We start from the raw sequence: 20,139 nt of genomic DNA, 5'->3' as shown, positions 1-20,139 counted from the left end.
GCTGGGCCGGCCAATCATCCTGTGATCGGGAGTTCCCATGAAGACAAGCCTCTTAGCCCTGGCTGTTCTCCTGTCCGCCGCGCTCGTCGACCCCGCGCACGCCACCACCCCCTCCGGCGGCCCCCTGGCGGTGGTCAATCCGGGGTTCGAGCAGGAGACCACGGGATGGACGTTCACCCGCGGCACCGGTGTGGCCACCAACCGGCCGCACGGCGGCACCAGGCTCGTCTATCTGGACGACGGCGCCGACAAGAGCGTCAGCCAGGACGTCACCGCCCCCTCGGCCGGCCGGTACTCCATCTCGGCGTGGATCTCCACCGGTGGACCGGGCGGCTCCTTCTCCGCGCAGGTGGACGGCAGCACGGTCCGGACGATCGCGCTGCCGACCGGCTCCACGTACGCGCGCTTCACGCTCTCGGACGTGGAGCTGAGCGCCGGCCAGGTGCTGCGGATCGTCTTCCGGTCCGGCGACGGCACCGGCTGGGTCAACGCCGACGACGTCATGGTCTCCCCAGGATCGAGCGCCCGTCCCGCCGTCACCTCCTCCGACCCGTCCGTGACCGCGATGTTCGACTGGGCTGCGGACAAGGCGAGGAGCTGGGTGCACCAGGCCGGAGTGACGGGACCGCTCAACGTCGATGAGCGCCAACCCGCCGGGACGGGGGAGGCGCCCTACGCCGGCACCTACTGGGCCGGGTACGCCCACCGCAGCGGCTACTACTCCCGCGACTTCGCCCACCAACTGGCCGGAGCGCACATCCTCGGCCTGGCCGAGGAGAACAAGACCATGTTGCGCTCCTTCGCCGCCACCGCGACCGCGGAGCACACGTTCTACCCGGTGTGGGCGCTGAACTTCGACGCCGTCACCAACCTGTCCATCGACTACCGCTCGCCCACGAACTTCGTCCGCGAGGTCCCGGCCACCTTCGAACTGGTGGAGAAGGCCGACCAGGCGTTCCGGTGGACCGGAGACCGGTCCTACGTCGAGGATCCGGTGCTCTGGGACTACTACCGGCACGCGGTCGGCGAGTTCGTCACGCTGCACGACGACGCGGCGCCGAACGGCGTGGCCGAAGGCACCGGCCGCGGCATCTTCGCCGGGGCGGCCAGCTACAACGAGGACGGCGAGCCGCTCGTCGAGGCCGGCGACGGCATCGGCGCCCAGTACCAGGCTCTGCTGGCGGCGTCACGGCTCGCCTCCGCCAGGGGCGAGACGGGGCTGTCGGGCGACTATGCCGCCAAGGCCAAGGCATTGAGGAAGTACTTCAACGAGATCTGGAGCGTCAAGGCGGGCAGCGGGCAGGTCGTGCGCGCCTACACCACCGACGGCAGACCGCTCACCGGCTGGGGCAAGGAGAACAGCTGGTTCATGCCGATGAAGGGCATCATCGAGCCGGGGCGCAGGAACGACGACTATCTCGACTTCATCGACCGGCAGGCCGAGGGACCGCAGCGGCCGGCGAACATCGAGGCCTACACCTACCTTCCTGACACGTTCTTCCGCCACAACCGCAACGACACCGCCTGGAAGTGGATGCGCTACGTCTACGACCAGCGCAACGCGGCACACGTCAGCGGACGCCAAGGGCTCAACGGCGACTATCCGGAGGTGTCGTTCACACTGGTCAGCCAGACGGTCGAGGGGCTGATGGGCATCCAGCCCGACGCCTCGCGGCACACCGTGGCCACCCAGTCGCGGCTGCCCTCCGATATCGGCTGGCTCGCCGTGAGGGGCGTCCCCGTCGGCGAGGGGACGATCTCCGTCCGGCACGACGGGCACACCTCCTCGACCTTCACCAACGACACGGGCGGCACGCAGGTGTGGGAGGCCCGCTTCACCGGCAGGCACCGGTGGCTGTCGATCGACGGCGTCCGCGTCCCCGGCGCGACGCGGATGATCGACGGAGCCGCCTGCACGGTCGCCCTCGTACCCGTGGCGCAGGGGCGCAGCTCGACGGTCTCCATCGGCTGACGCTCGGCTCGCCGGGCTGATGTCCTGGCCTGTATCGGCGGGCCAGGGCATCGAGTGGGCCGACATGGTCTTCGCCGCGATGCTGCCCGCGCTGCGGTGGCCGCGGAGCCGCAGTGCGCCCGGCCACCGATGACCGGGGCGGGCTCTTCATCGCCAAGCTCGCGATCATGCTGTGTCCATCTCGATAGCATGCTCACGTGCTACGCGCGAGGAACGCCGGAAAACGAATGCGCTTTCCTAGCGCGAAACGCCTCATCCTCATCTGTCTGGTGGTCCTGGGTGTCGTGGCCACGATCGGCGCGTCGCTGGTCTACGTACAGCGGGAAGCGTCGCGGCACGAGTCGATCCTGCTGGCTCGCTCGCTCGCCCTCCAGGCGAGCGAACTGAGGGATGTGGACCCGTCCACATCCCTCAAGCTCGGCGTGGCCGCGGTCCAGATCGACGCGGACGCCGTAAGCCGCCAGGCCCTGCTGGAGAGCCTCCTGGTGCTGCGACGCGAGGATCTCCCCACCATCGATGCAAGAGGCGCGGGCAGTGTGGCGTTGAGCCAGGACGGCCACGTGGCGCTCATCAAGGACGCGGACGGGATCGGTGTCTGGGATCTGAGCGAAGTCCTCGGCGAGGACTCGGAAGGCCAAGCCGAAGAGCGGGCCCGATTGAAAGGCGGCCAGGAGGATGCGGACCTGGTCGCACTCTCCTCCGACGGCCGGACCGCGTTGACCGGCCAAGACGACGGCACCGCGGTGCTGTGGGACTTGACCGATCTCGCCCGGCCCACCCGCTCAGGCACCGTCAACGGCGAGGGCGATCGCGGCATGGCGGCGCTGGCCCTGTCACGTGACGGCCGCACGGCATGCTTCGGTGACCTCGACGGCGATTTCTCCGTCTGGGATCTCAGCGTGAGAACGAGACCGGTCAGGCGCTCCCACGTTCGGCTCCCGACCGACCGCATCAGGAGCATCTCCCTTGACGCCGGCGCCCGTCGTGCCGCGATCCTGGCAGGGGATCGAGACGTGACCGTCTGGGACCTCAGCCCCCCGGGCGGCCCGATCCGACTCAGCAGCCTGGATCTGCCCGTCAACACCGCAGAGCCGATGTCCCTCGCCGCGGACGGACGTGACATCCTCGTCGGGAGCTCGCAACGGGCGGACGTATGGTCACTGGCCGACCCTGCCAAGCCCATTCACACCGCCACCCTGGCCATGCCCAACCAGGATCTCAACGGCATCGCTCTCTCCGACTCCAGGAAGATCGCGCTTTTCGCTGGAGACGGCGGCAGTGCGCCGCTCTGGGATCTGTCCACCCCGTCCCGGCCGGCGAACGTCTCCTCCTTGAAGGATTACTCCCGGGAAGTCGGCCATATCGCTGTCAGCGCCGATGGAAAGGTGGCGCTGACGGCCAGTCCGGACCGCGGAGTGACGATGTGGGACCTGGGGGATCTGCCGGAGATGCTGGAGGATCCCGTGGCCGTCGCCTGCAATGCTCCCGACAGCCTGAAGATCACTCGTGAGGAGTGGACCCGGTACGCCGGCGATGTCGATTGGACCGGCTACGGCGGCGGCCGCTTGGGGAAGGACACCTTGGCGGCGTGCTCGATCGACTGGGCGCCGAGCCTGAGCCCACGAGCTGAATCTCAAGGCTAGGCCCCGCTGCTCAGTCGTCCGCGGATTGCAGTGCGGCGGCGATCGGTTCGAGCCCCGCGATCAGCTCGTCGAGTTCGTCGGCGCCGAGCACGTCGTACGCCGGTGCCGCCAGCTCGTCGGTGAGGTCCTCGATCCGCTCCTTGAGCCGGCGGCCCGCGTCGGTGAACCCGCCGTCGTCGTTCACGAGACCGCGCCCGCGCAGCCCGTCGACGACCGCGGCCAGCCGCGCCTTGGGCAGGTGGTGGATCCGGCCGAACTCCTCCGCTCTCATCCCGAGGGAGAGGGCGACGAGGACATGGGCCTCCGTCCCGCCGATGCCATGGGTGACCAGGACGGCGTTGTGGCCGTCCCCGCGGTGTTCGCGCAGGAGCGTCGCCGCGTGCCAGAGCTTGGCCACCGGCTCCTCGGGCACGTCGAGCGCCCGGAGCCCGGCGTACAGCGGTCGCCCCTCGGTCGGCGCGCTGACCGCTGCTCGGGTGGCGAGGTCGGCGACCCGCACCAGGCCGGGGGAGTCCGCGAGCTCTCCGAGCATCTGCCGCAGAGCGGCGGCGCTGCCCTGCTCGCGCACGGCGATCGCCTCCTGCGGGGTGGTTCTGCCCCAGACCCAGGGGATGTGGCGGGCCACCTCGCCGTCGGCGAAGTTGTAGAAGACCGCGTGCACCACCTCGGCCGGCGCCAGTCCCAGCGGCGCGGCCCGGCCCGCGAAGTATCCGTCCCAGTAGGTGCGCATGCCGAGAGCCATGAACGCCTCGTTCGGCACCTCGGAGAAGGTGATGGTCCCGATCGGCTCGGCAAGCTCGTACATACGGTGGATCTTGGCCCGCGGGTGCGACATCGTCGGCATCTCCTGTGGTCGTGATCGCGCCATCGTAGGCGCCTCTCACCCTGTCGACGAAGAGCACGGCTCCGATCCGACACCGCCTCCCGGATTTTCTGTACCGGCCGACGACCGGTCGCCGGGGCGGCCGGGTTGAGGTGACGTTTCTGGATTGTTACCGGGAACAACAAACTGGCCCGCCGGGGGGTCTTCCCAAGGGGACGGAGGCGGAATACGTTGCCGCAAACAACATTCATCCGGGCCCCTCCGGAAGAAAGGACCCTGCACATGCGCAAGGGGATCCTCAGCCTGACCGCCGCGGCCGCCGCGCTCGCCCTCGGTCTCACCGCCTGCGGGGGCGACGGCGGTCAGAGCACGACCGGCGCCTCGGCATCCAGTTCGCAGAAGACCGCCGGCAAGATCGGCGTCATCCTGCCCGACAGCAAGTCCTCTGCCCGCTGGGAGACGGCGGACCGCAAGTACCTGGAGGAGGCGTTCAAGGCCGCCGGGGTGCAGTACGACATCCAGAACGCCCAGAACGACAAGACCGCCTTCCAGACCATCGCCGACCAGATGATGACCAACGGCGCCACCGTGCTGATGATCGTCAACCTGGACAGCGGCACCGGCAAAACCGTGATCGACAAGGCCCGCTCGCAGGGCGTGGTCACCATCGACTACGACCGGCTCACCCTGGGCGGGGGCGCCGCCTACTACGTCAGCTTCGACAACACGAAGGTCGGCCAGCTCCAGGGCGAGGGCCTGGCCAAGTGCCTGACCGACAAGAAGGCCGACAAGCCGATCGTGGCCTACCTCAACGGCTCGCCGACCGACAACAACGCCACCCTGTTCAAGGCCGGCTACGACGGCGTGCTCAAGCCCAAGTTCGACTCCGGCGAGTACGTCAAGGGCCCCGAGCAGTCCGTGCCCGACTGGGACAACACCCAGGCCGGGACGCTCTTCGAGCAGATGCTCACCACGCAGCCCAAGATCGCCGGCGTGCTCGCCGCCAACGACGGCCTCGGCAACGCCGCCATCACCGTGCTGAAGAAGAACAAGCTCAACGGCAAGGTGCCGGTCACCGGCCAGGACGCCACCGTGCAGGGTCTGCAGAACATCCTCGCGGGCGACCAGTGCATGACGGTCTACAAGGCGGTCAAGAAGGAGGCCGACGCCGCCGCCAAGCTCGCGGTCGCGCTGGCCAAGGGCGAGAAGCCCACGGCGAGCGGCAGCGTCAAGGACCCCGAGTCCGGCAAGGACGTCCCGTCCGAGCTGATGGAGCCGGTGGCCATCACGTTCGACTCCGTGAAGGACGTGGTCGCCGACGGCTACGTCACCAAGGAGGAGCTGTGCACGGGCGACTTCGCCGCCAAGTGCACCGAGGCAGGAATCCAGTAACGAAGCTCATCCGGGGCGCGGCCGGCAGACGCCCGGCCGCGCCCCTCCCCGAGGGAGACCCATGACCCCCCTGCTCGAGGCGCGCGGGATCGACAAGAGCTTCGGCCCCGTGAAAGTCCTGCACGACGTGACGTTCTCCGCCCACGCCGGCGAGGTGACCGCCCTCGTCGGCGACAACGGCGCCGGCAAGTCGACGCTGGTCAAGTGCATCGGCGGCATCCACCCCATCGACAACGGCGAGCTGCTGTTCGACGGCCGTCCCGTCCAGGTGAACGGCCCGCGCGACGCGGGCGAGCTCGGCATCGAGATCGTCTACCAGGACCTCGCGCTCTGCGACAACCTGGACATCGTCCAGAACATGTTCCTCGGCCGGGAACGCCGCCGGGGCCTGGTCCTGGACGAGGACACCATGGAGGAGCTCGCCGAGCAGACCCTGAACAGCCTGTCCGTCCGCACGGTCAAGTCCATCCGCCAGCAGGTCTCCAGCCTGTCCGGCGGCCAGCGCCAGACCGTCGCCATCGCCAAGGCCGTGCTGTGGGACAGCAAGGTCGTCATCCTCGACGAGCCGACCGCCGCCCTCGGCGTCGCCCAGACCGCGCAGGTGCTGGAGCTGGTGCGCCGCCTGGCCGACAACGGCCTGGCCGTCGTGCTCATCTCGCACAACATGAACGACGTCTTCGCCGTCTCCGACCGGATCGCGGCGCTCTACCTCGGCAGGATGGCCGCCCAGGTCAGAACCGCCGACGTGACGCACGCCCAGGTCGTCGAACTGATCACTTCCGGCCGGAGCGGAGACCTCGGCCTCAAGAACGGGGCTGTCGCATGAGCAAGGTCAAGGAACTCCCCGGTGAGGCGGTCGCGACGGCCGTGCGCTCGCCCTCGATCGGCCACAGCGCCCGCGCCTACACCGAGCGGGTGCGCGCCGGTGACATGGGCGCGCTGCCCGCCGTCCTCGGGCTGGTGGTGCTGTGCACGGCGTTCGCGCTGGCGCGGCCCGCCTTCCTCACCGGCATCAACTTCGCCAACCTCTTCACCCAGGGCGCGGCGGTCACCGTGATCGCCATGGGCCTGGTGTTCGTGCTGCTCATCGGCGAGATCGACCTGTCGGCGGGCTTCACCAGCGGCGTCTGCGCGGCCGTCCTCGCGGTCACCCTCACCAACATGGGGCTGCCCTGGTACGTCGGGGTGCTCGCCGCGATCGTCGCCGGCGCGGTCATCGGCACCGTGCTCGGCGCCATCGTCGCCAAGGTCGGCATCCCGTCGTTCGTGGTGACGCTGGCCGCGTTCCTCGCCTTCCAGGGCCTCGTGCTGGTCCTGGTGAACGAGGGCACCAACATCTCCATCAACGACCCCGTCATCAAGGCCGTCGCGCAGCGCAACCTGCCGCCGGCCCTCGGCTGGGCGCTCTACGCGGTCAGCGTGCTCGCCTATGCGGGGCTGCAGGTGGTGCGGGCGCGCAAGCGGGCCGCGCGCGGCCTGGTGGCCGACCCGCTGTCGCTCATCGCCGCGCGGGTGGGTGCTCTGGCGGTCCTCGCGGGCGCGGCGGTGTACGTGCTCAACCTGGAGCGCAGCTTCAACCCGGCGTTCGCCTCGCTCAAGGGCGTGCCGATCGTCGTGCCGGTCATCCTGGCGCTGCTGGTGCTGTGGACGTTCGTGCTGCGGCGCACCGCGTTCGGCCGGCACGTGTACGCGGTCGGCGGCAACGCCGAGGCGGCGCGCCGGGCGGGCATCGCGGTCGACCGGATCCGGGTGAGCGCGTTCGTCATCTGCTCCTCGATGGCGGCCGTCGGCGGCATCATCGCCGCCTCCCGGGCCAGCTCGGTCGACCCGAACACGGGCGGCAGCTCCGTGCTGCTGTACGCGGTGGGCGCGGCGGTGATCGGCGGGACGAGCCTGTTCGGCGGCAAGGGGCGGGTGCTCGACGCCGTGCTCGGCGGCGCCGTCATCGCGGTCATCGACAACGGCATGGCCCTCATGCAGTACGGTGCGAGCGTCAAATATCTGGTCACCGGCTTCGTCCTGCTGCTCGCGGCGGGGGTCGACGCCCTGGCCCGCAAGCGCGCGGCCGCCGCTGGTCTAAGGTGATCAGCGACTTCCCGTCGTTCAAGGATGCTCAGACGATGCGTGCCGGCCCCTCGCAGGAGGACATCAGGCGCCACAACCTCGGCGCGCTGCTTCGCCATGTCCACCTCGGGGGGCCGATCTCGCGGGCCGAGCTGACCGCGAAGATGGGGCTCAACCGCAGCACCATCATGGCGCTGACCTCCGACCTCACCGCCGCGGGGCTGGTGCGGGAGGAGCTGCCGCGCGAGACCGGGCGGGCCGGCCGTCCGTCGCTGGTGGTGCGGCCCGAGTCGTCGCGGGTGTACGTGTTCGCCTTCGACGTGGGCCCCGACCGGCTGGCGGCGGCCCGGGTCGGGCTGGGCGGGGCGATCCTCGACCGCCGGGAGACGGCGCGCCGGCGCGGGCCGTTCGACCTGGACGAGCTGGCCGGGACCCTCGCCGGGTTCGCCCGGCAGATGCGGCGCAAGACGCGCGCCGACACGGTGTGCGTCGGCGCCGCCGCGGCGGTCTCCGGCGGCGTGCGCAAGGCCGACGGCGTGATCATGTTCGGGCCGAACCTGGGGGCCGAGGCGGTGCCGTTCGGCGAGGAGCTGGGCCGCCGGCTGGGCCTGGGGCTGCCGGTGAGCGTGGGCAACGACGCCAACCTGGCGGCGCTGGCCGAGCACAGCAGGGGCGTGGCCGTCGGGGTGCGCGACCTCATCTACCTGCACGGCGACGTGGGCATCGGGGGCGGCATCATCACCGGCGGCCACCTGCTCGGCGGCCACGACGGCTACGGCGGCGAGGTCGGCCACATGGTGGTCAACCCGGGCGGGCAGCCGTGCGGGTGCGGCTCGCGGGGCTGCCTGGAGGCCGAGGTGGGGGAGCGCGCCCTCCTGGAGGCCGCGGGTCGGGTGGCGGCGCGCGGTGACGGTGGTGCGGCGGCGTTCGACGGGGACCGGGTCGCGGTGGACGGTGCGGGGCGTCAGGGGCGGGACGCGGTGCGGGCCGTGGTGGACGCGGCCGACCGGGGGGACATCGTGGCGCAGGAGGCGCTCAAGCGCGTGGGCGGCTGGCTCGGCCTGGGCGTGGCCAACCTGGTCAACATCTTCAACCCCGAGATGGTGATCTTCGGGGGCATGCTGCGCGAGGTGTACCTGGGGTCGGCGGCCCAGGTGCGCAGCCGGCTCGCGACGAACGCGATGGGCCCGCAGCGCGAGCGGCTGCGGCTGCGCACCTCGGCCCTGGCCGACGACGCGACGCTGGTGGGGGCGGCCGAGCTGGCCTTCGCCCACGTCCTGGCGGATCCGCTGGAGGTCCTGGCCCGCGTCACCGGCTGAGGACCTCCCCGGCACGAACAGGAGGAGGCGGTCAGGAGACGCGGGCTAGTGAAGCCTTCCAGGTGTTGCAGGAGCCGGCCGAGCCGCTGGTGTAGCCGCGGTTCTGCCAGTAGGCGAGGTTGCGCGGCTTGCCGTGCACCTTGCTCTCCTCGGCCTCGCGGACGGCGCCGATCCACTGGTCCCAGGTGATGCCGGGGTCGATGGAGTCGAGCGCGACGCTGTAGAAGACGCCGGCGAAGCACTCGGCCTGCATCTCCAGCCGGTGGCTGACGATGGAGCGGGCGCTGCCGCGGGCCCGCCAGTAGAGGCGGTTCTGCTCGTCCAGCATGCCGGTGAGCTGCTGGACGTGGTGGCCCCACTCGTGGGCGACGGAGTGGGCGATGTTCATCCGGAACGGGTCGGTGAGGTCCCGCTTCATGATGCGGATGGCGACCGTGCGCTGGGTGGGGCAGTACTGGGCGCCGTTGCTGGTGATCTTGCCGCAGACCGAGGAGCTGCCCGTCGTGATCGTCACCTTGGGCGAGGTGTACGTCAGGCCGGCGGCCCTGAACCGGGTGGCCCAGAAGCGGTCGGCGCAGCGGGCCATGGCCCGGTGGAAGGTCTTGAGCGAGGCGGCGCTGCCCTCGCGGATCTCCGGGATGGGGCAGGACAGCGGGGAGGCGGTGCCGGAGCGGTAGATCCGGTTCTCGGCGAGGACGGCGGGGGGCGCCGCGGCCGCGTGGGGGAGGGACGCCGTCTGTGCCGTGGGGGCGCCCGCCGCGGTCTGCGCGCCGGCCGTACCGGGCAGGCCGAGGCCCGCGATCACGCAGACCGACGCTGCGACAAGGGGAATACGCACGATCGCGGATACTAGACCAGTTGGTGGCGATTTGGTGGGCTGTCTGGGGAAACGCGGAGAAAGCGGCCCCACAGTGAGCGCCCGTCGCGAAAAGCACGGCGCGGCCGCGTCCCCGAGGGACACGACCGCGCCGATGGTGCGGTGCCGGCTAGGCGACCGCGCGGGCCGAGGCGGCCCAGGTGTTGCAGGAGCCCGGGGAGGCCGAGCCGTAGCCGCGGTTCATCCAGTACGCCTGCGAGGAGCCCTTGCCGTGGTCGTTCTGCGGCCAGGCCTTGGCGCCGTTCTTGCGGAACCAGTCGACCGTGTAGTCCCACTGCGCGGGGTCGATCGGGAGGGTGTCCTCGATCGTGCGCATGAAGACGGAGGAGAAGCACTCGGCCTGCAGCTCGGAACGGCGCGACAGCTGCAGCTGGCCCGCCTTGGAGGCGCGGGCGCGGGCCGGCCAGTAGTAGCTCCAGATGCCGGAGATGTTCTGCACGTGGTGCCCGTACTCGTGCGCCATCAGGCGGGTGATGCCCAGCGCGAACGGGTCACGCAGCTGCGTCTTGGTCACCAGCATGTACATGGTGCGGTCGGTGGAGCAGTAGATGCCGTCGGCACCCGGGCTCCACGGGCCGCACGGCGTGCGCAGCTTGCGGGTGATGATGCGCAGGCGCGGCTTGCTGAACGGCAGCTTCGCCTTGCGGAACTGGGTGGACCACGAGGCGTTCAGGCAGTTCGTCACACGGGTCAGAAAACGCTTGTACGCGGCGGTGCTGCCCTTGGGCAGGCCGCCGGGAGAACAGTGGGAGTCGGCGAGCGTGCCCGTCCTGTACAGCGGGTTGGCCGTGGCGGCCGTCCGGCCGCGCGGCGGCGCGGCGAGCGTCTGGGCCGCCTGGGCGGGGGCCTGGGCCTGCTGTCCGGAGGAAGCGACGGGCTCGGTCTGAGCTGACGCCGTGCCCACGCCCACCAGCGAGACGAGAACGCCGGTGGCCAGGACAGTCGTCAGTTTCCGCATGGGGAGAGTGTTCATAGTGTAGGCAAGACTAGGTCAAGATCGGACAAATGCGTGTGGATTTGACTCGATGGAGTCAGCGGGACGTCCACGAACTAGACTTCAAGCCACTGGTGCCAAGAAGCAGAGGGGATCGCATCCGTGAGCGGGTTGCTGGGCTCGGTTGAGGGACCGCACGACGTCAAACGGCTCGATGTCGAGGAGCTGCCGAGGCTGGCGAACGAGATCCGCGACCTGCTCGTCGACTCCTGCTCCCGCTTCGGCGGGCACCTCGGGCCCAACCTCGGCGTGGTGGAGCTCACCATCGCCCTGCACCGGGTCTTCGACTCCCCGCGCGACCCGATCATCTGGGACACCGGCCACCAGGCGTACGTCCACAAACTCCTGACCGGCCGTCAGGCCGGTTTCGGCGCGCTGAAGCAGGAGGGCGGCCTGTCCGGCTACCCGAGCCAGGCCGAGTCCGAGCACGACTTCGTGGAGAACTCCCACGCCTCGACCGCGCTGTCCTACGCCGACGGCCTGGGCAAGGCGTTCAAGCTGCGCGGCGAGCGCGACCGCACCGCCGTCGCCGTCATCGGCGACGGGGCGCTGACCGGCGGCATGGCCTGGGAGGCGCTCAACAACATCGCCGCGGTCCGGGACCTGCCGGTCGTCATCGTCGTCAACGACAACGGCCGCTCCTACTCGCCGACCATCGGCGGCCTCGCCTCCCACCTGGCCAAGCTGCGGGTCACCCGCCGCTACGAGGACTTCCTGGAGTACGTCAAGGAGAAGATCGGCAACGTCCCGGTCCTGTACGACGCCCTGCACGGCTTCAAGAAGGGTGTCAAGGACATCCTCGCCCCGCAGGTGATGTTCGAGGACCTCGGCCTGAAGTACGTCGGCCCCATCGACGGCCACGACGAGCAGGCCATGGAGGCCGCCCTGCGCACCGCCCGCGACTTCCGCGGCCCGGTCATCGTCCACGCCCTCACCCAGAAGGGCCGCGGCTACTCCCCGGCCGAGAACCACGACGAGGACCAGTTCCACTCGCCCGGCGCCTTCGACCGGGTCACCGGCGCCGAGAAGCCCAAGGGCCGCATCTGGACCGACGCCTTCAGCGAGGAGCTGGTCCGGCTCGGCAAGGACCGCGAGGACATCGTCGCGATCACCGCCGCCATGCTCCACCCGACCGGCCTGGCCGCCTTCCGCGACGCCTTCCCCGCGCGCACCTACGACGTCGGCATCGCCGAGCAGCACGCCCTGACCAGCGCGGCCGGGCTGGCGCTCGGCGGGCTGCACCCGGTCGTGGCCGTCTACGCCACCTTCCTCAACCGCGCCTTCGACCAGCTCCTCATGGACGTCGCCCTGCACCGGCTGCCCGTCACCGTGGTGCTCGACCGGGCGGGCGTCACCGGCGACGACGGCGCCAGCCACAACGGCATGTGGGACCTGTCGATCCTCCAGGTCGTGCCCGGCCTGCGCATCGCCGTGCCGCGCGACGGCGAGCGCCTGGCCGAGCTGCTGGAGGAGGCCGTGTCCGTCACCGACGGCCCCACGGTCGTCCGCTTCCCCAAGGGCCCGGTGGCCGAGCCGGTCGAGGCGGCCGGCAAGCTCGGCGAGATGGACGTGCTGCGCGCCGGCGACGCCGACGTGCTCATCGTCGCCGTCGGCCCGATGGCCCGGGCGTGCCTGGACGCCGCGGTCCTGCTCGACGCCCAGGGCATCTCGGCCACCGTCGTCGACCCGCGCTGGGTCAAGCCGCTCGACGAGGCCCTGGTGCTGGCGGCCCGCGCCCACCGCATGGTCGCGGTCGTCGAGGACAACGGCCGCGTCGGCGGCGTCGGCGACGCGGTGGCCCGGCTGCTGCGCGACGCCGACGTGGACGTGCCGGTCCGCACGTTCGGCATCCCGCAGGAGTTCCTGGAGCACGCCAAGCGGGCCGCGATCCTCGGCCGGATCGGCCTCACCGGGCAGGACCTCGCCCGCCAGATCACCGAGGCGGTCGCCCGCCGCGACCAGCAGGTCAGGAGCCCCTCCGCCCGCAACTGAGCGCGCCCGCGCCTCGTTCCATCGGGAAAGCATGATGTCCCTGCGTGTGGGCAAGGTCACACTCGTGGACATCCTTCGCACGAAATCCGTTGAGCAGTCCATCAGCGACACGGAGGCACCGGAGCATCGGCTGCGCAAGCGCCTGACGGCCGTCGACCTGACCGTCTTCGGCATCGGCGTGATCGTCGGCACCGGCATCTTCGTGCTGACCGGACAGGTGGCCAAGCAGACGGCCGGACCGGCCGTGGCCTTCTCCTTCGTCGTCTCCGCGATCGTCTGCGGCCTGGCGGCGCTGTGCTACGCGGAGTTCGCCTCCACGATCCCGGTGGCGGGCTCGGCGTACACGTTCTCCTTCGCCACCCTCGGCGAGCTGCCGGCCTGGATCATCGGCTGGGACCTCATGCTGGAGATGGCGCTGGCGGCCGCGGTGGTCGCGGTCGGCTGGTCGGGGTACTTCGCGTCGCTGATGTCCTCGATCGGCCTGCAACTGCCGGCGTCGATCGCCGGCGACAACCCGGTGGTCAACCTGCCGGCCATGATCGTGGTGCTCCTCCTGACCGCGATCCTGGTGGCGGGCATCAAGCTCTCCTCGCGGGTCAACCAGGTCATCGTGGCGATCAAGGTCGCGGTGATCCTCCTGGTCATCGTGGCGGGGCTGTTCTTCATCAAGGCGGAGAACTACTCGCCGTTCATCCCGCCGGCCCAGTCCACCGAGCAGGTCGCCGGGCTCAAGGCGCCGCTCATCCAGGTGCTGTTCGGCATCACGCCCGTGGCGTTCGGCGTGATCGGCATCTTCTCGGCCGCGGCGGTCGTGTTCTTCGCCTTCATCGGCTTCGACATCGTCGCCACCGCCGCGGAGGAGACCATCAACCCGCAGCGCGACATGCCGCGCGGCATCATCGGCTCGCTGGCCATCTGCACGGTCCTGTACGTGGCGGTGTCGGTGGTCGTCGTCGGCATGCAGAACTACAAGACGCTCAGCACCTCGGCGCCGCTCGCCGACGCCTTCACCGCGGTCGGCCAGAAGTGGGCGGCCGGCCTGATCAGCATCGGGGCGATCGCCGGGCTCACCACCGTGGTCATGATCCTCATGCTGGGGCAGACCCGGGTGCTGTTCGCCATGTGCCGCGACGGGCTGCTGCCGCGCCCGCTCGCCAAGGTCCACCCGCGCTTCGGCACCCCGGCCCGGCTCACCGTCATCATCGGCATCGTCTCGGCGCTGCTGTCCGGCTTCATCTCGCTCGGGGCGCTGGCCGAGCTGGTCAACATCGGCACGCTGTTCGCGTTCGTGGTGGTGTCGGCCGGCGTGATCATCCTGCGGCGCACCCGGCCCGACCTGCCGCGGGCGTTCCGCACGCCGCTGGTGCCGGTGCTGCCGATCCTGTCGGTGCTGGCCTGCCTCTACCTCATGCTCAACCTGCCGGTCGAGACGTGGCTGCGGTTCGTCATCTGGATGGTCATCGGCGGGCTGCTGTACTTCACCTACGGCTACCGCCACAGCCGCGTCGCGGCGCGGCAGACCCGCTAGCAAGGGCGCGGGGCCGGTGCTGCCGGCCCCACGCCCCGGGTCGCCGCGTCCCTCAGAAGGCGAACACCCCGTCGCCCGCCGCCTTGGCCCGGCACCGGTTCGCGAACGTCGAGTGCAGGGCGACGTTGCGCCCGCGCCAGTTGCCCTCCACCGACACCTTGTACGGCTCGGAGGTCAGCGGGCAGGCGCTGCTGGAGCGGCGCAGCGCCGACAGCCGTCCCTCGACCGCGCGCAGCCGGTCGCAGGCCACCTCGGGGTTCGGGTGGTCGCCGCCGTCCGGGTCGCATTCCAGCTCGTACGTCGTCGGCGCGTGGCCGGGCTGCGTCACCGTGATCCGCAGGGACGCCCGCGAGTGCGCCGCCATGGCCGGCAGGGCGGCCGCCATCAGGAAGGCCCCGCACAGCGCGGTTACCTTGAGCGATCTCATGCCTGTCCTCTCCGTCGATGGCACGGCCCGCCCGGATCGCGACGATCGTGAACTGTGTGACCGGTGGGGCTGGTGTGCCGTCCGTGCACTCGAGTCGTACCCGGCGGCCCCGACGGCGGCGGCCATGGATCGTCCCCGATTCGACCATGTGATGGGGCCGGCCGGCAGAGGAGCGGCAAAGGACGCAGAAAGGGGACCCGCGCCCGCGGGTCCCCTTCGTGCCTTCGCGCGGCGCGCGAGGTCAGGCGGGCACGGAGGCCACGCCCGGCGGCAGGAAGCGGGGCCGGGCGAACCCGGCCCGGTCCAGCAGCGGCGTGACGCCGCCCAGGTGGAACGGCCAGCCCGCGCCCAGGATCATGCACAGGTCGATGTCCTGCGGGGCCGCCACGACGCCCTCGTCCAGCATGATCCGGATCTCCTCGGCCAGCGCCTCCAGCACCCGCCGCCGCACCTCCTCGGCGGTGGACGGCGCGTCGCCGCCCGTGAAGAGCGCCACGGCCTCCGCGTCGAGCGAGAAGTCCGGTGCGTACACGCCGGGCTTGCCCGAGGCGACCAGCTTCGCCATGCCCTCCGAGACGCCGAACCGCTCGGGGAAGGCCGCGTGCAGCGTCTCGGCGACGTGCAGCCCGACGGCCGGCCCGACGAGCTGCACCAGCGCGAACGGCGTCATCGGCAGCCCGAGGTCGTCCAGCGCGTGCTCGGCCACCTCCAGCGGCGTGCCCTCGTCCACGGCCGCGATGACCTCGCCCATGAACCGGGTCAGCAGCCGGTTGACCACGAACGCCGGGGCGTCCTTCACCAGCACCGACGACTTCTTCAGCGCCTTGCCGACGGCGAACGCGGTGGCCAGCGTCGCGTCGTCGGTCGACGCGCCCCGGACGATCTCCAGCAGCGGCATCACCGCGACGGGGTTGAAGAAGTGGAAGCCGACCAGCCGCTCCGGGTGCGCCAGGCCGGAGCCCATCTCGGTCAGCGACAGCGACGAGGTGTTGGTGGCCAGCACGCACTCGGCCGGCACCACGGCCTCGACCTCGGCGAACACCTTCTTCTTGACCGCCATGTCCTCGAAGACCGCCTCGATGACGAAGTCGGCGTCCGCGAACGCGTCCTTGGTCAGCGACCCGGTCACCAGCGCCTTGAGCCGGTTGGCCTGGTCGGCCGAGACCCGGCCCTTGGCCAGCAGCTTGTCCACCTCGGCGTGGACGTAGCCGACGCCCTTGTCCAGCCGGGCCTGGTCGAGGTCGGTCAGCACGACCGGGACCTCCAGGCGGCGGGCGAACAGCAGCGCCATCTGCGAGGCCATCAGCCCCGCGCCCACCACGCCGACCTTGGTCACCTTGCGGGCCAGCGCCTTGTCGGGGGCGCCCGCCGGCCGCTTGGCCCGCCGCTGCACCAGGTCGAAGGCGTACAGGCCGGCCCGCAGCTCGTCGCCCATCAGCAGGTCGGCCAGCGCGTCGTCCTCGGCGGCGAAGCCCTCGTCGCGCGAGGCCGTGCGGGCCAGCGCCACCAGGTCCAGCGCCCGGTACGGCGCGGGGGAGGCGCCGCGCAGCTTCATGTCCACGAGGAAGCGGGCGTCGGCGACCGCCTTGTCCCAGTCGTCGCCGTCCCGCGCGGGCCGCTCCACCGTGACCTCGCCCTTGACGACCCGGGCCGCCCAGCGCAGCGACTCCTCCAGGAAGTCGGCGGGCTCGAACATGGCGTCCGCGACGCCCAGCTCGTACGCCTGCGCGCCCTTGATCATGCGGTTCTGCGACAGCGGGTTCTCGATGATCAGCTTGATCGCGTTGGCCGGGCCGACCAGGCGCGGCAGGAGCTGCGTGCCGCCCCAGCCCGGCACCAGGCCGAGGAAGCACTCCGGCAGCGCGACCGCCGGGACGCCCGAGGAGATCGTCCGGTACGCGCAGTGCAGCGCGATCTCCAGGCCGCCGCCCATGGCCGCGCCGTTGACGAACGCGAACGACGGGATCCCCAGCTCGCCCAGCCGCCGGAACACGTGGTGGCCGAGCGCGCCGATCGCGTGCGCCTCTTCCCGCGAGGCCACCGAGGCGGCGCCCTTGAGGTCGGCGCCGACGGCGAAGATGAACGGCTTGCCCGTCACGCCCACCGCCACCAGGTCGTTGCGGGCGGCGATCTCCGACAGCGCGCCGTTGAGGGCGAACAGGCCGTGCGGGCCGAACGTGTTGGGCCTGGTGTGGTCGAAGCCGTTGTCCAGCGTGATGAGCGCCATCGTGCCGGCGCCGTACGGCAGCTCGACGTCGCGCACCAGCGCCTTGGTGACCACCTCGTCGGTGCTGCGCTCGCTCAGCAGGGCGCGCCAGGTGTCGATGTTCGTCATGCCAGGTTCTCCCAGATCACGGTGCCGCCCATGCCCATGCCGACGCACATGGTGGTGATGCCGTAGCGCACGTCGGGACGCTCGGCGAACTGGCGGGCGAGCTGCGTCATCAGCCGCACGCCCGAGGAGGCCAGCGGGTGGCCGAAGGCGATCGCGCCGCCGTACGGGTTGACCCGGGGGTCGTCGTCGGCGATGCCGAAGTGCTCCAGGAACGCGAGCACCTGCACCGCGAACGCCTCGTTGATCTCGAACAGCCCGATGTCGGAGATCGACAGCCCGGCCAGCCGCAGCGCCCGCTCCGTGGACGGGATCGGTCCGACGCCCATGACCTCGGGGTCCACACCGGCGAACGCGTACGACACCAGCCGCATCTTGGCCGTCAGCCCCAGCTCCTCGGCGACGTCGCGGGCCGCCACGAGACAGCCGGTGGCGCCGTCGTTGATGCCGGAGGAGTTGCCCGCCGTCACATGCCCGTGCGGCCGGAACGGCGTCTTCAGTCCGGCCAGGCCCTCCAGGGTGGTGCCGGGGCGCGGCGCCTCGTCCTCCACCGCCAGGCCCCAGCCCTTCTCGGCCGTCCTGATCGCGGTCGGCACCAGGTCGGGCTGGATCTTGCCGTCCGCGTACGCCTTGGCCACCTTCTCCTGCGACAGCACCGCGTACGCGTCGGCGCGCTGCTTGCTGATCGCCGGGTAGCGGTCGTGCAGGTTCTCAGCCGTCATGCCCATGACCAGCGCGCTCGGGTCGACGAGCTTCTCCGACAGGAAGCGCGGGTTGGGGTCGACGCCCTCGCCCATCGGGTGGCGGCCCATGTGCTCGACGCCGCCCGCGATGGCCACGTCGTACGCGCCGAACGCGATGCCGCCCGCGACCGTGGTGACGGCGGTCATCGCGCCCGCGCACATGCGGTCGATCGCGTAGCCCGGCACGGACTTCGGCAGCCCGGCCAGCACCGCCGCCGAACGGCCGATGGTCAGGCCCTGGTCGCCGATCTGGGTGGTCGCGGCGATCGCGACCTCGTCCACGCGTTCCGGCGGCAGGGCGGGGTTGCGCCGCATGAGCTCGCGGATGACGCGGACGACCAGGTCGTCGGCGCGGGTCTCCGCGTACAGCCCCTTCGGCCCCGACCGGCCGAAGGGGGTGCGCACGCCGTCGACGAACACGACGTCACGAGAGGAAGGCACGGGGTTCGCTCCTCGTTGCTGGACTGCTGTCGCGCCTATGCTACTCGTCGGTAACTAGGACGTGGACGCGGGCGGGCGAGAGCCGTGAAACTCCTGGTGCCTATGAGGTTGAGAACAATCTACGAGCATGCTGTGAAATTTCCGGACAAAGGCGGGTCGAGTCTGTTAGGAAAGGTCGCGCACAGTTATGCACTAGAGAGGTCACAGAGTGTCGCGCGACGAGAACGATAGGTCGTACGAGGACGGTCAGGCACGGCCGATGAACCCGGAGCTGACCGGCGACGTGCTGTCACCTCGGTGGAGCACCGACGACACGGATGAGCAGCCCGCCATCGTGGTCTCGGGCAACGAGACGTACATCATGCCGTCGGAAGCCTCCCAGGACGCCTCCGCCGCGTACGCGTCGCAGGACGGCACGTCCTCGCCCGGCGGGCAGGAGGGTCCGTCCGCGTTCACCTCCCAGGATCCCGCGTCCGTGTACGCCCCGCAGGAGGGGACGGCGGCCACGTACGCCGACCTCCAGCACGCCGACGACCGCTACGCGGACGCCGAGAGCGGCGCCCACCGGTACGCGGACGCCGACAGCGGCGCCCACCGGTACGCGGACGCCGAGAGCGGCGCCCACCGCTACACCGAGGCCGACAGCGGCGCGCACCGCGTCCGCGACGCGGACGACCACGACGACCCCGACTACCTTCCCCTCGACCAGGGCTACGAGGGGGCTCACGGCGAGGAGGGCGGCGACTCGCGGCGCGGGTTCCTGGGCTCCGGCTGGACCGACACGAGCGGGGACGCCGGCGCCGGGGACAAGGAGGTGCGCCGCCGTACCAAGGTGCTGGTGGCCGCCGCGGCCGCCGTCGTCGTGCTCGGCGCGGGCGCCGGATGGATGCTGACCGGCACCTCCTCCGACGACCCCTGCGCGACGGAGCGCTGCGCCAGCGCCGGCCGCGTCAGCGCGCCGCCCGCCGAGACGGCCACCCCCGAGTCCGAGGAGACCGGCGAGGCCACGGAGGAGCCCGAGGGCTCCCCGACGCCCGAGCGGACCACGTCCCGCACCGCCGCCCCCACGCCGACCGCGGTGAAGGTCCGCGTCACGCGCACGCCCGAGCCGCGCGTCACGCGCACCCGCGTGAGCCAGCCGACGACCCGCGCCACCACCAGGGCCACCCGGCAGCCGACGACCGTCGACGACGGCGACACGACGCGCGACGACGAGGTGCGCACGAAGACCTCCGAACAGCCGCGCCAGCAGCCGACCGGCGAGGCGACGACCCAGGCGCCCGCCACCACCCAGGCGCCCGCCCCGGCCCCGTCGGAGACCCAGAAGGGGATATTCGACATCCTCTTCCCGTGGGCCTGACACCGCCGTCCCGCTGAGCCGACCGGCCTGTCGCGCCGACCGGCCTGTCGCGCCGACCGGCCTGTCGCGCCGACCGGCCTGTCGCGCCGACCGGCCTGTCGCGCCGACCGGTTCACGGAGAGGGCCGGCCCGTGAAGAGGATGGCTGTGGAGGGTCGGGGCGCGGAGAGGGAGTCCGGCCCGTGGAGGGGATCGGCCTGCCGGTCGACCGGCCGGGAGGGTAGGATCCGGGG

15 protein-coding genes are annotated in these 20,139 nt (G+C 71.2%); 9 read left to right on the top strand and 6 right to left on the bottom strand.

Annotation, left to right across the window (positions count from 1 at the left end):
• The first annotated feature begins 37 nt into the window (after positions 1-37).
• On the top strand, positions 38-1,972 hold the full coding sequence (locus HT134_RS21885) for a CBM35 domain-containing protein (protein WP_175602322.1): 1,935 nt from the start codon (positions 38-40) through the stop codon (positions 1,970-1,972).
• 284 nt (positions 1,973-2,256) lie between these two features.
• A complete protein-coding gene (locus HT134_RS21880; protein WP_175602321.1) occupies positions 2,257-3,615 on the top strand; it encodes a WD40 repeat domain-containing protein in 1,359 nt (452 codons plus the stop codon).
• A 10-nt stretch (positions 3,616-3,625) separates the two neighbouring features.
• On the opposite strand, the gene HT134_RS21875 is transcribed toward HT134_RS21880, so the two are convergent.
• Entirely contained in the window at positions 3,626-4,420 is a 795-nt protein-coding gene (locus tag HT134_RS21875) for a MarR family winged helix-turn-helix transcriptional regulator (RefSeq protein WP_217708198.1), read from the bottom strand.
• A 300-nt stretch (positions 4,421-4,720) separates the two neighbouring features.
• On the opposite strand from HT134_RS21875, the gene HT134_RS21870 reads away from it, so the two are divergent.
• The 4 genes from HT134_RS21870 (at position 4,721) to HT134_RS21855 (ending at position 9,213) form a co-directional block, all read left to right on the top strand.
• The gene (locus tag HT134_RS21870; RefSeq protein ID WP_175602319.1) at positions 4,721-5,830 is read left to right on the top strand and encodes a sugar ABC transporter substrate-binding protein; all 1,110 of its coding nucleotides are present in this window, start codon (positions 4,721-4,723) and stop codon (positions 5,828-5,830) included.
• Positions 5,831-5,891: 61 nt separating this feature from the next.
• The gene (locus tag HT134_RS21865) at positions 5,892-6,656 is read left to right on the top strand and encodes an ATP-binding cassette domain-containing protein (protein WP_175602318.1); all 765 of its coding nucleotides are present in this window, start codon (positions 5,892-5,894) and stop codon (positions 6,654-6,656) included.
• Complete coding sequence (locus tag HT134_RS21860; protein ID WP_175602317.1) at positions 6,653-7,915, top strand: sugar ABC transporter permease; 1,263 nt, start codon at positions 6,653-6,655, stop codon at positions 7,913-7,915. Before HT134_RS21865 ends, HT134_RS21860 begins: the two co-directional genes overlap by 4 nt.
• A gap of 35 nt (positions 7,916-7,950) precedes the next feature.
• Positions 7,951-9,213, top strand: coding sequence for an ROK family transcriptional regulator (locus HT134_RS21855; protein ID WP_175602316.1), 1,263 nt, complete (start codon positions 7,951-7,953; stop codon positions 9,211-9,213).
• Between the two features lie 31 nt (positions 9,214-9,244).
• On the opposite strand, the gene HT134_RS21850 is transcribed toward HT134_RS21855, so the two are convergent.
• Together HT134_RS21850 and HT134_RS21845 are read right to left on the bottom strand one after the other, a co-directional pair.
• Positions 9,245-10,051, bottom strand: coding sequence for a neutral zinc metallopeptidase (locus HT134_RS21850; RefSeq protein WP_175602315.1), 807 nt, complete (start codon positions 10,049-10,051; stop codon positions 9,245-9,247).
• 148 nt (positions 10,052-10,199) lie between these two features.
• On the bottom strand, positions 10,200-11,048 hold the full coding sequence (locus HT134_RS21845) for a neutral zinc metallopeptidase (protein WP_175602314.1): 849 nt from the start codon (positions 11,046-11,048) through the stop codon (positions 10,200-10,202).
• Positions 11,049-11,195: 147 nt separating this feature from the next.
• Between HT134_RS21845 and dxs the strand changes: the two genes are divergently transcribed.
• Together dxs and HT134_RS21835 are read left to right on the top strand one after the other, a co-directional pair.
• Positions 11,196-13,076, top strand: a complete 1,881-nt coding sequence (gene dxs, locus HT134_RS21840; protein WP_175602669.1) for a 1-deoxy-D-xylulose-5-phosphate synthase — start codon at positions 11,196-11,198, stop codon at positions 13,074-13,076.
• Positions 13,077-13,140: 64 nt separating this feature from the next.
• Entirely contained in the window at positions 13,141-14,604 is a 1,464-nt protein-coding gene (locus HT134_RS21835) for an amino acid permease (RefSeq protein ID WP_312888314.1), read from the top strand.
• A 52-nt stretch (positions 14,605-14,656) separates the two neighbouring features.
• Here HT134_RS21835 and HT134_RS21830 read toward each other — a convergent pair whose 3' ends face one another.
• The 3 genes from HT134_RS21830 to HT134_RS21820 all read right to left on the bottom strand — a co-directional run bounded on the left by HT134_RS21830 (position 14,657) and on the right by HT134_RS21820 (position 18,526).
• Positions 14,657-15,031, bottom strand: a complete 375-nt coding sequence (locus tag HT134_RS21830; protein ID WP_175602313.1) for an SSI family serine proteinase inhibitor — start codon at positions 15,029-15,031, stop codon at positions 14,657-14,659.
• 241 nt (positions 15,032-15,272) lie between these two features.
• A complete protein-coding gene (locus HT134_RS21825; RefSeq protein ID WP_175602312.1) occupies positions 15,273-17,366 on the bottom strand; it encodes a 3-hydroxyacyl-CoA dehydrogenase NAD-binding domain-containing protein in 2,094 nt (697 codons plus the stop codon).
• Entirely contained in the window at positions 17,363-18,526 is a 1,164-nt protein-coding gene (locus HT134_RS21820; RefSeq protein WP_175602667.1) for a thiolase family protein, read from the bottom strand. Before HT134_RS21820 ends, HT134_RS21825 begins: the two co-directional genes overlap by 4 nt.
• 280 nt (positions 18,527-18,806) lie before the next feature.
• On the opposite strand from HT134_RS21820, the gene HT134_RS21815 reads away from it, so the two are divergent.
• Positions 18,807-19,907: a hypothetical protein gene (locus HT134_RS21815; protein ID WP_175602311.1), complete on the top strand. Its 1,101-nt coding sequence runs from the start codon at positions 18,807-18,809 to the stop codon at positions 19,905-19,907.
• Positions 19,908-20,139: the final 232 nt, after the last annotated feature.

It is taken from the genome of Nonomuraea rhodomycinica, from assembly GCF_013363995.1.
GTDB classification, from domain to species: Bacteria; Actinomycetota; Actinomycetes; order Streptosporangiales; family Streptosporangiaceae; genus Nonomuraea; species Nonomuraea rhodomycinica.
This window is presented reverse-complemented; position numbering and strand designations above follow the sequence as displayed.

Coding starts and splice junctions, on each gene's coding strand:
- HT134_RS21885 (WP_175602322.1), top strand. CDS start 38: ATGAAGACAAGCCTCTTAGCCCTGGCTGTTCTCCTGTCCGCCGCGCTC.
- HT134_RS21875 (WP_217708198.1), bottom strand. CDS start 4,420: ATGTACGAGCTTGCCGAGCCGATCGGGACCATCACCTTCTCCGAGGTG.
- HT134_RS21870 (WP_175602319.1), top strand. CDS start 4,721: ATGCGCAAGGGGATCCTCAGCCTGACCGCCGCGGCCGCCGCGCTCGCC.
- HT134_RS21865 (WP_175602318.1), top strand. CDS start 5,892: ATGACCCCCCTGCTCGAGGCGCGCGGGATCGACAAGAGCTTCGGCCCC.
- HT134_RS21860 (WP_175602317.1), top strand. CDS start 6,653: ATGAGCAAGGTCAAGGAACTCCCCGGTGAGGCGGTCGCGACGGCCGTG.
- HT134_RS21855 (WP_175602316.1), top strand. CDS start 7,951: ATGCGTGCCGGCCCCTCGCAGGAGGACATCAGGCGCCACAACCTCGGC.
- HT134_RS21845 (WP_175602314.1), bottom strand. CDS start 11,048: ATGCGGAAACTGACGACTGTCCTGGCCACCGGCGTTCTCGTCTCGCTG.
- HT134_RS21830 (WP_175602313.1), bottom strand. CDS start 15,031: ATGAGATCGCTCAAGGTAACCGCGCTGTGCGGGGCCTTCCTGATGGCG.
- HT134_RS21825 (WP_175602312.1), bottom strand. CDS start 17,366: ATGACGAACATCGACACCTGGCGCGCCCTGCTGAGCGAGCGCAGCACC.
- HT134_RS21815 (WP_175602311.1), top strand. CDS start 18,807: ATGAACCCGGAGCTGACCGGCGACGTGCTGTCACCTCGGTGGAGCACC.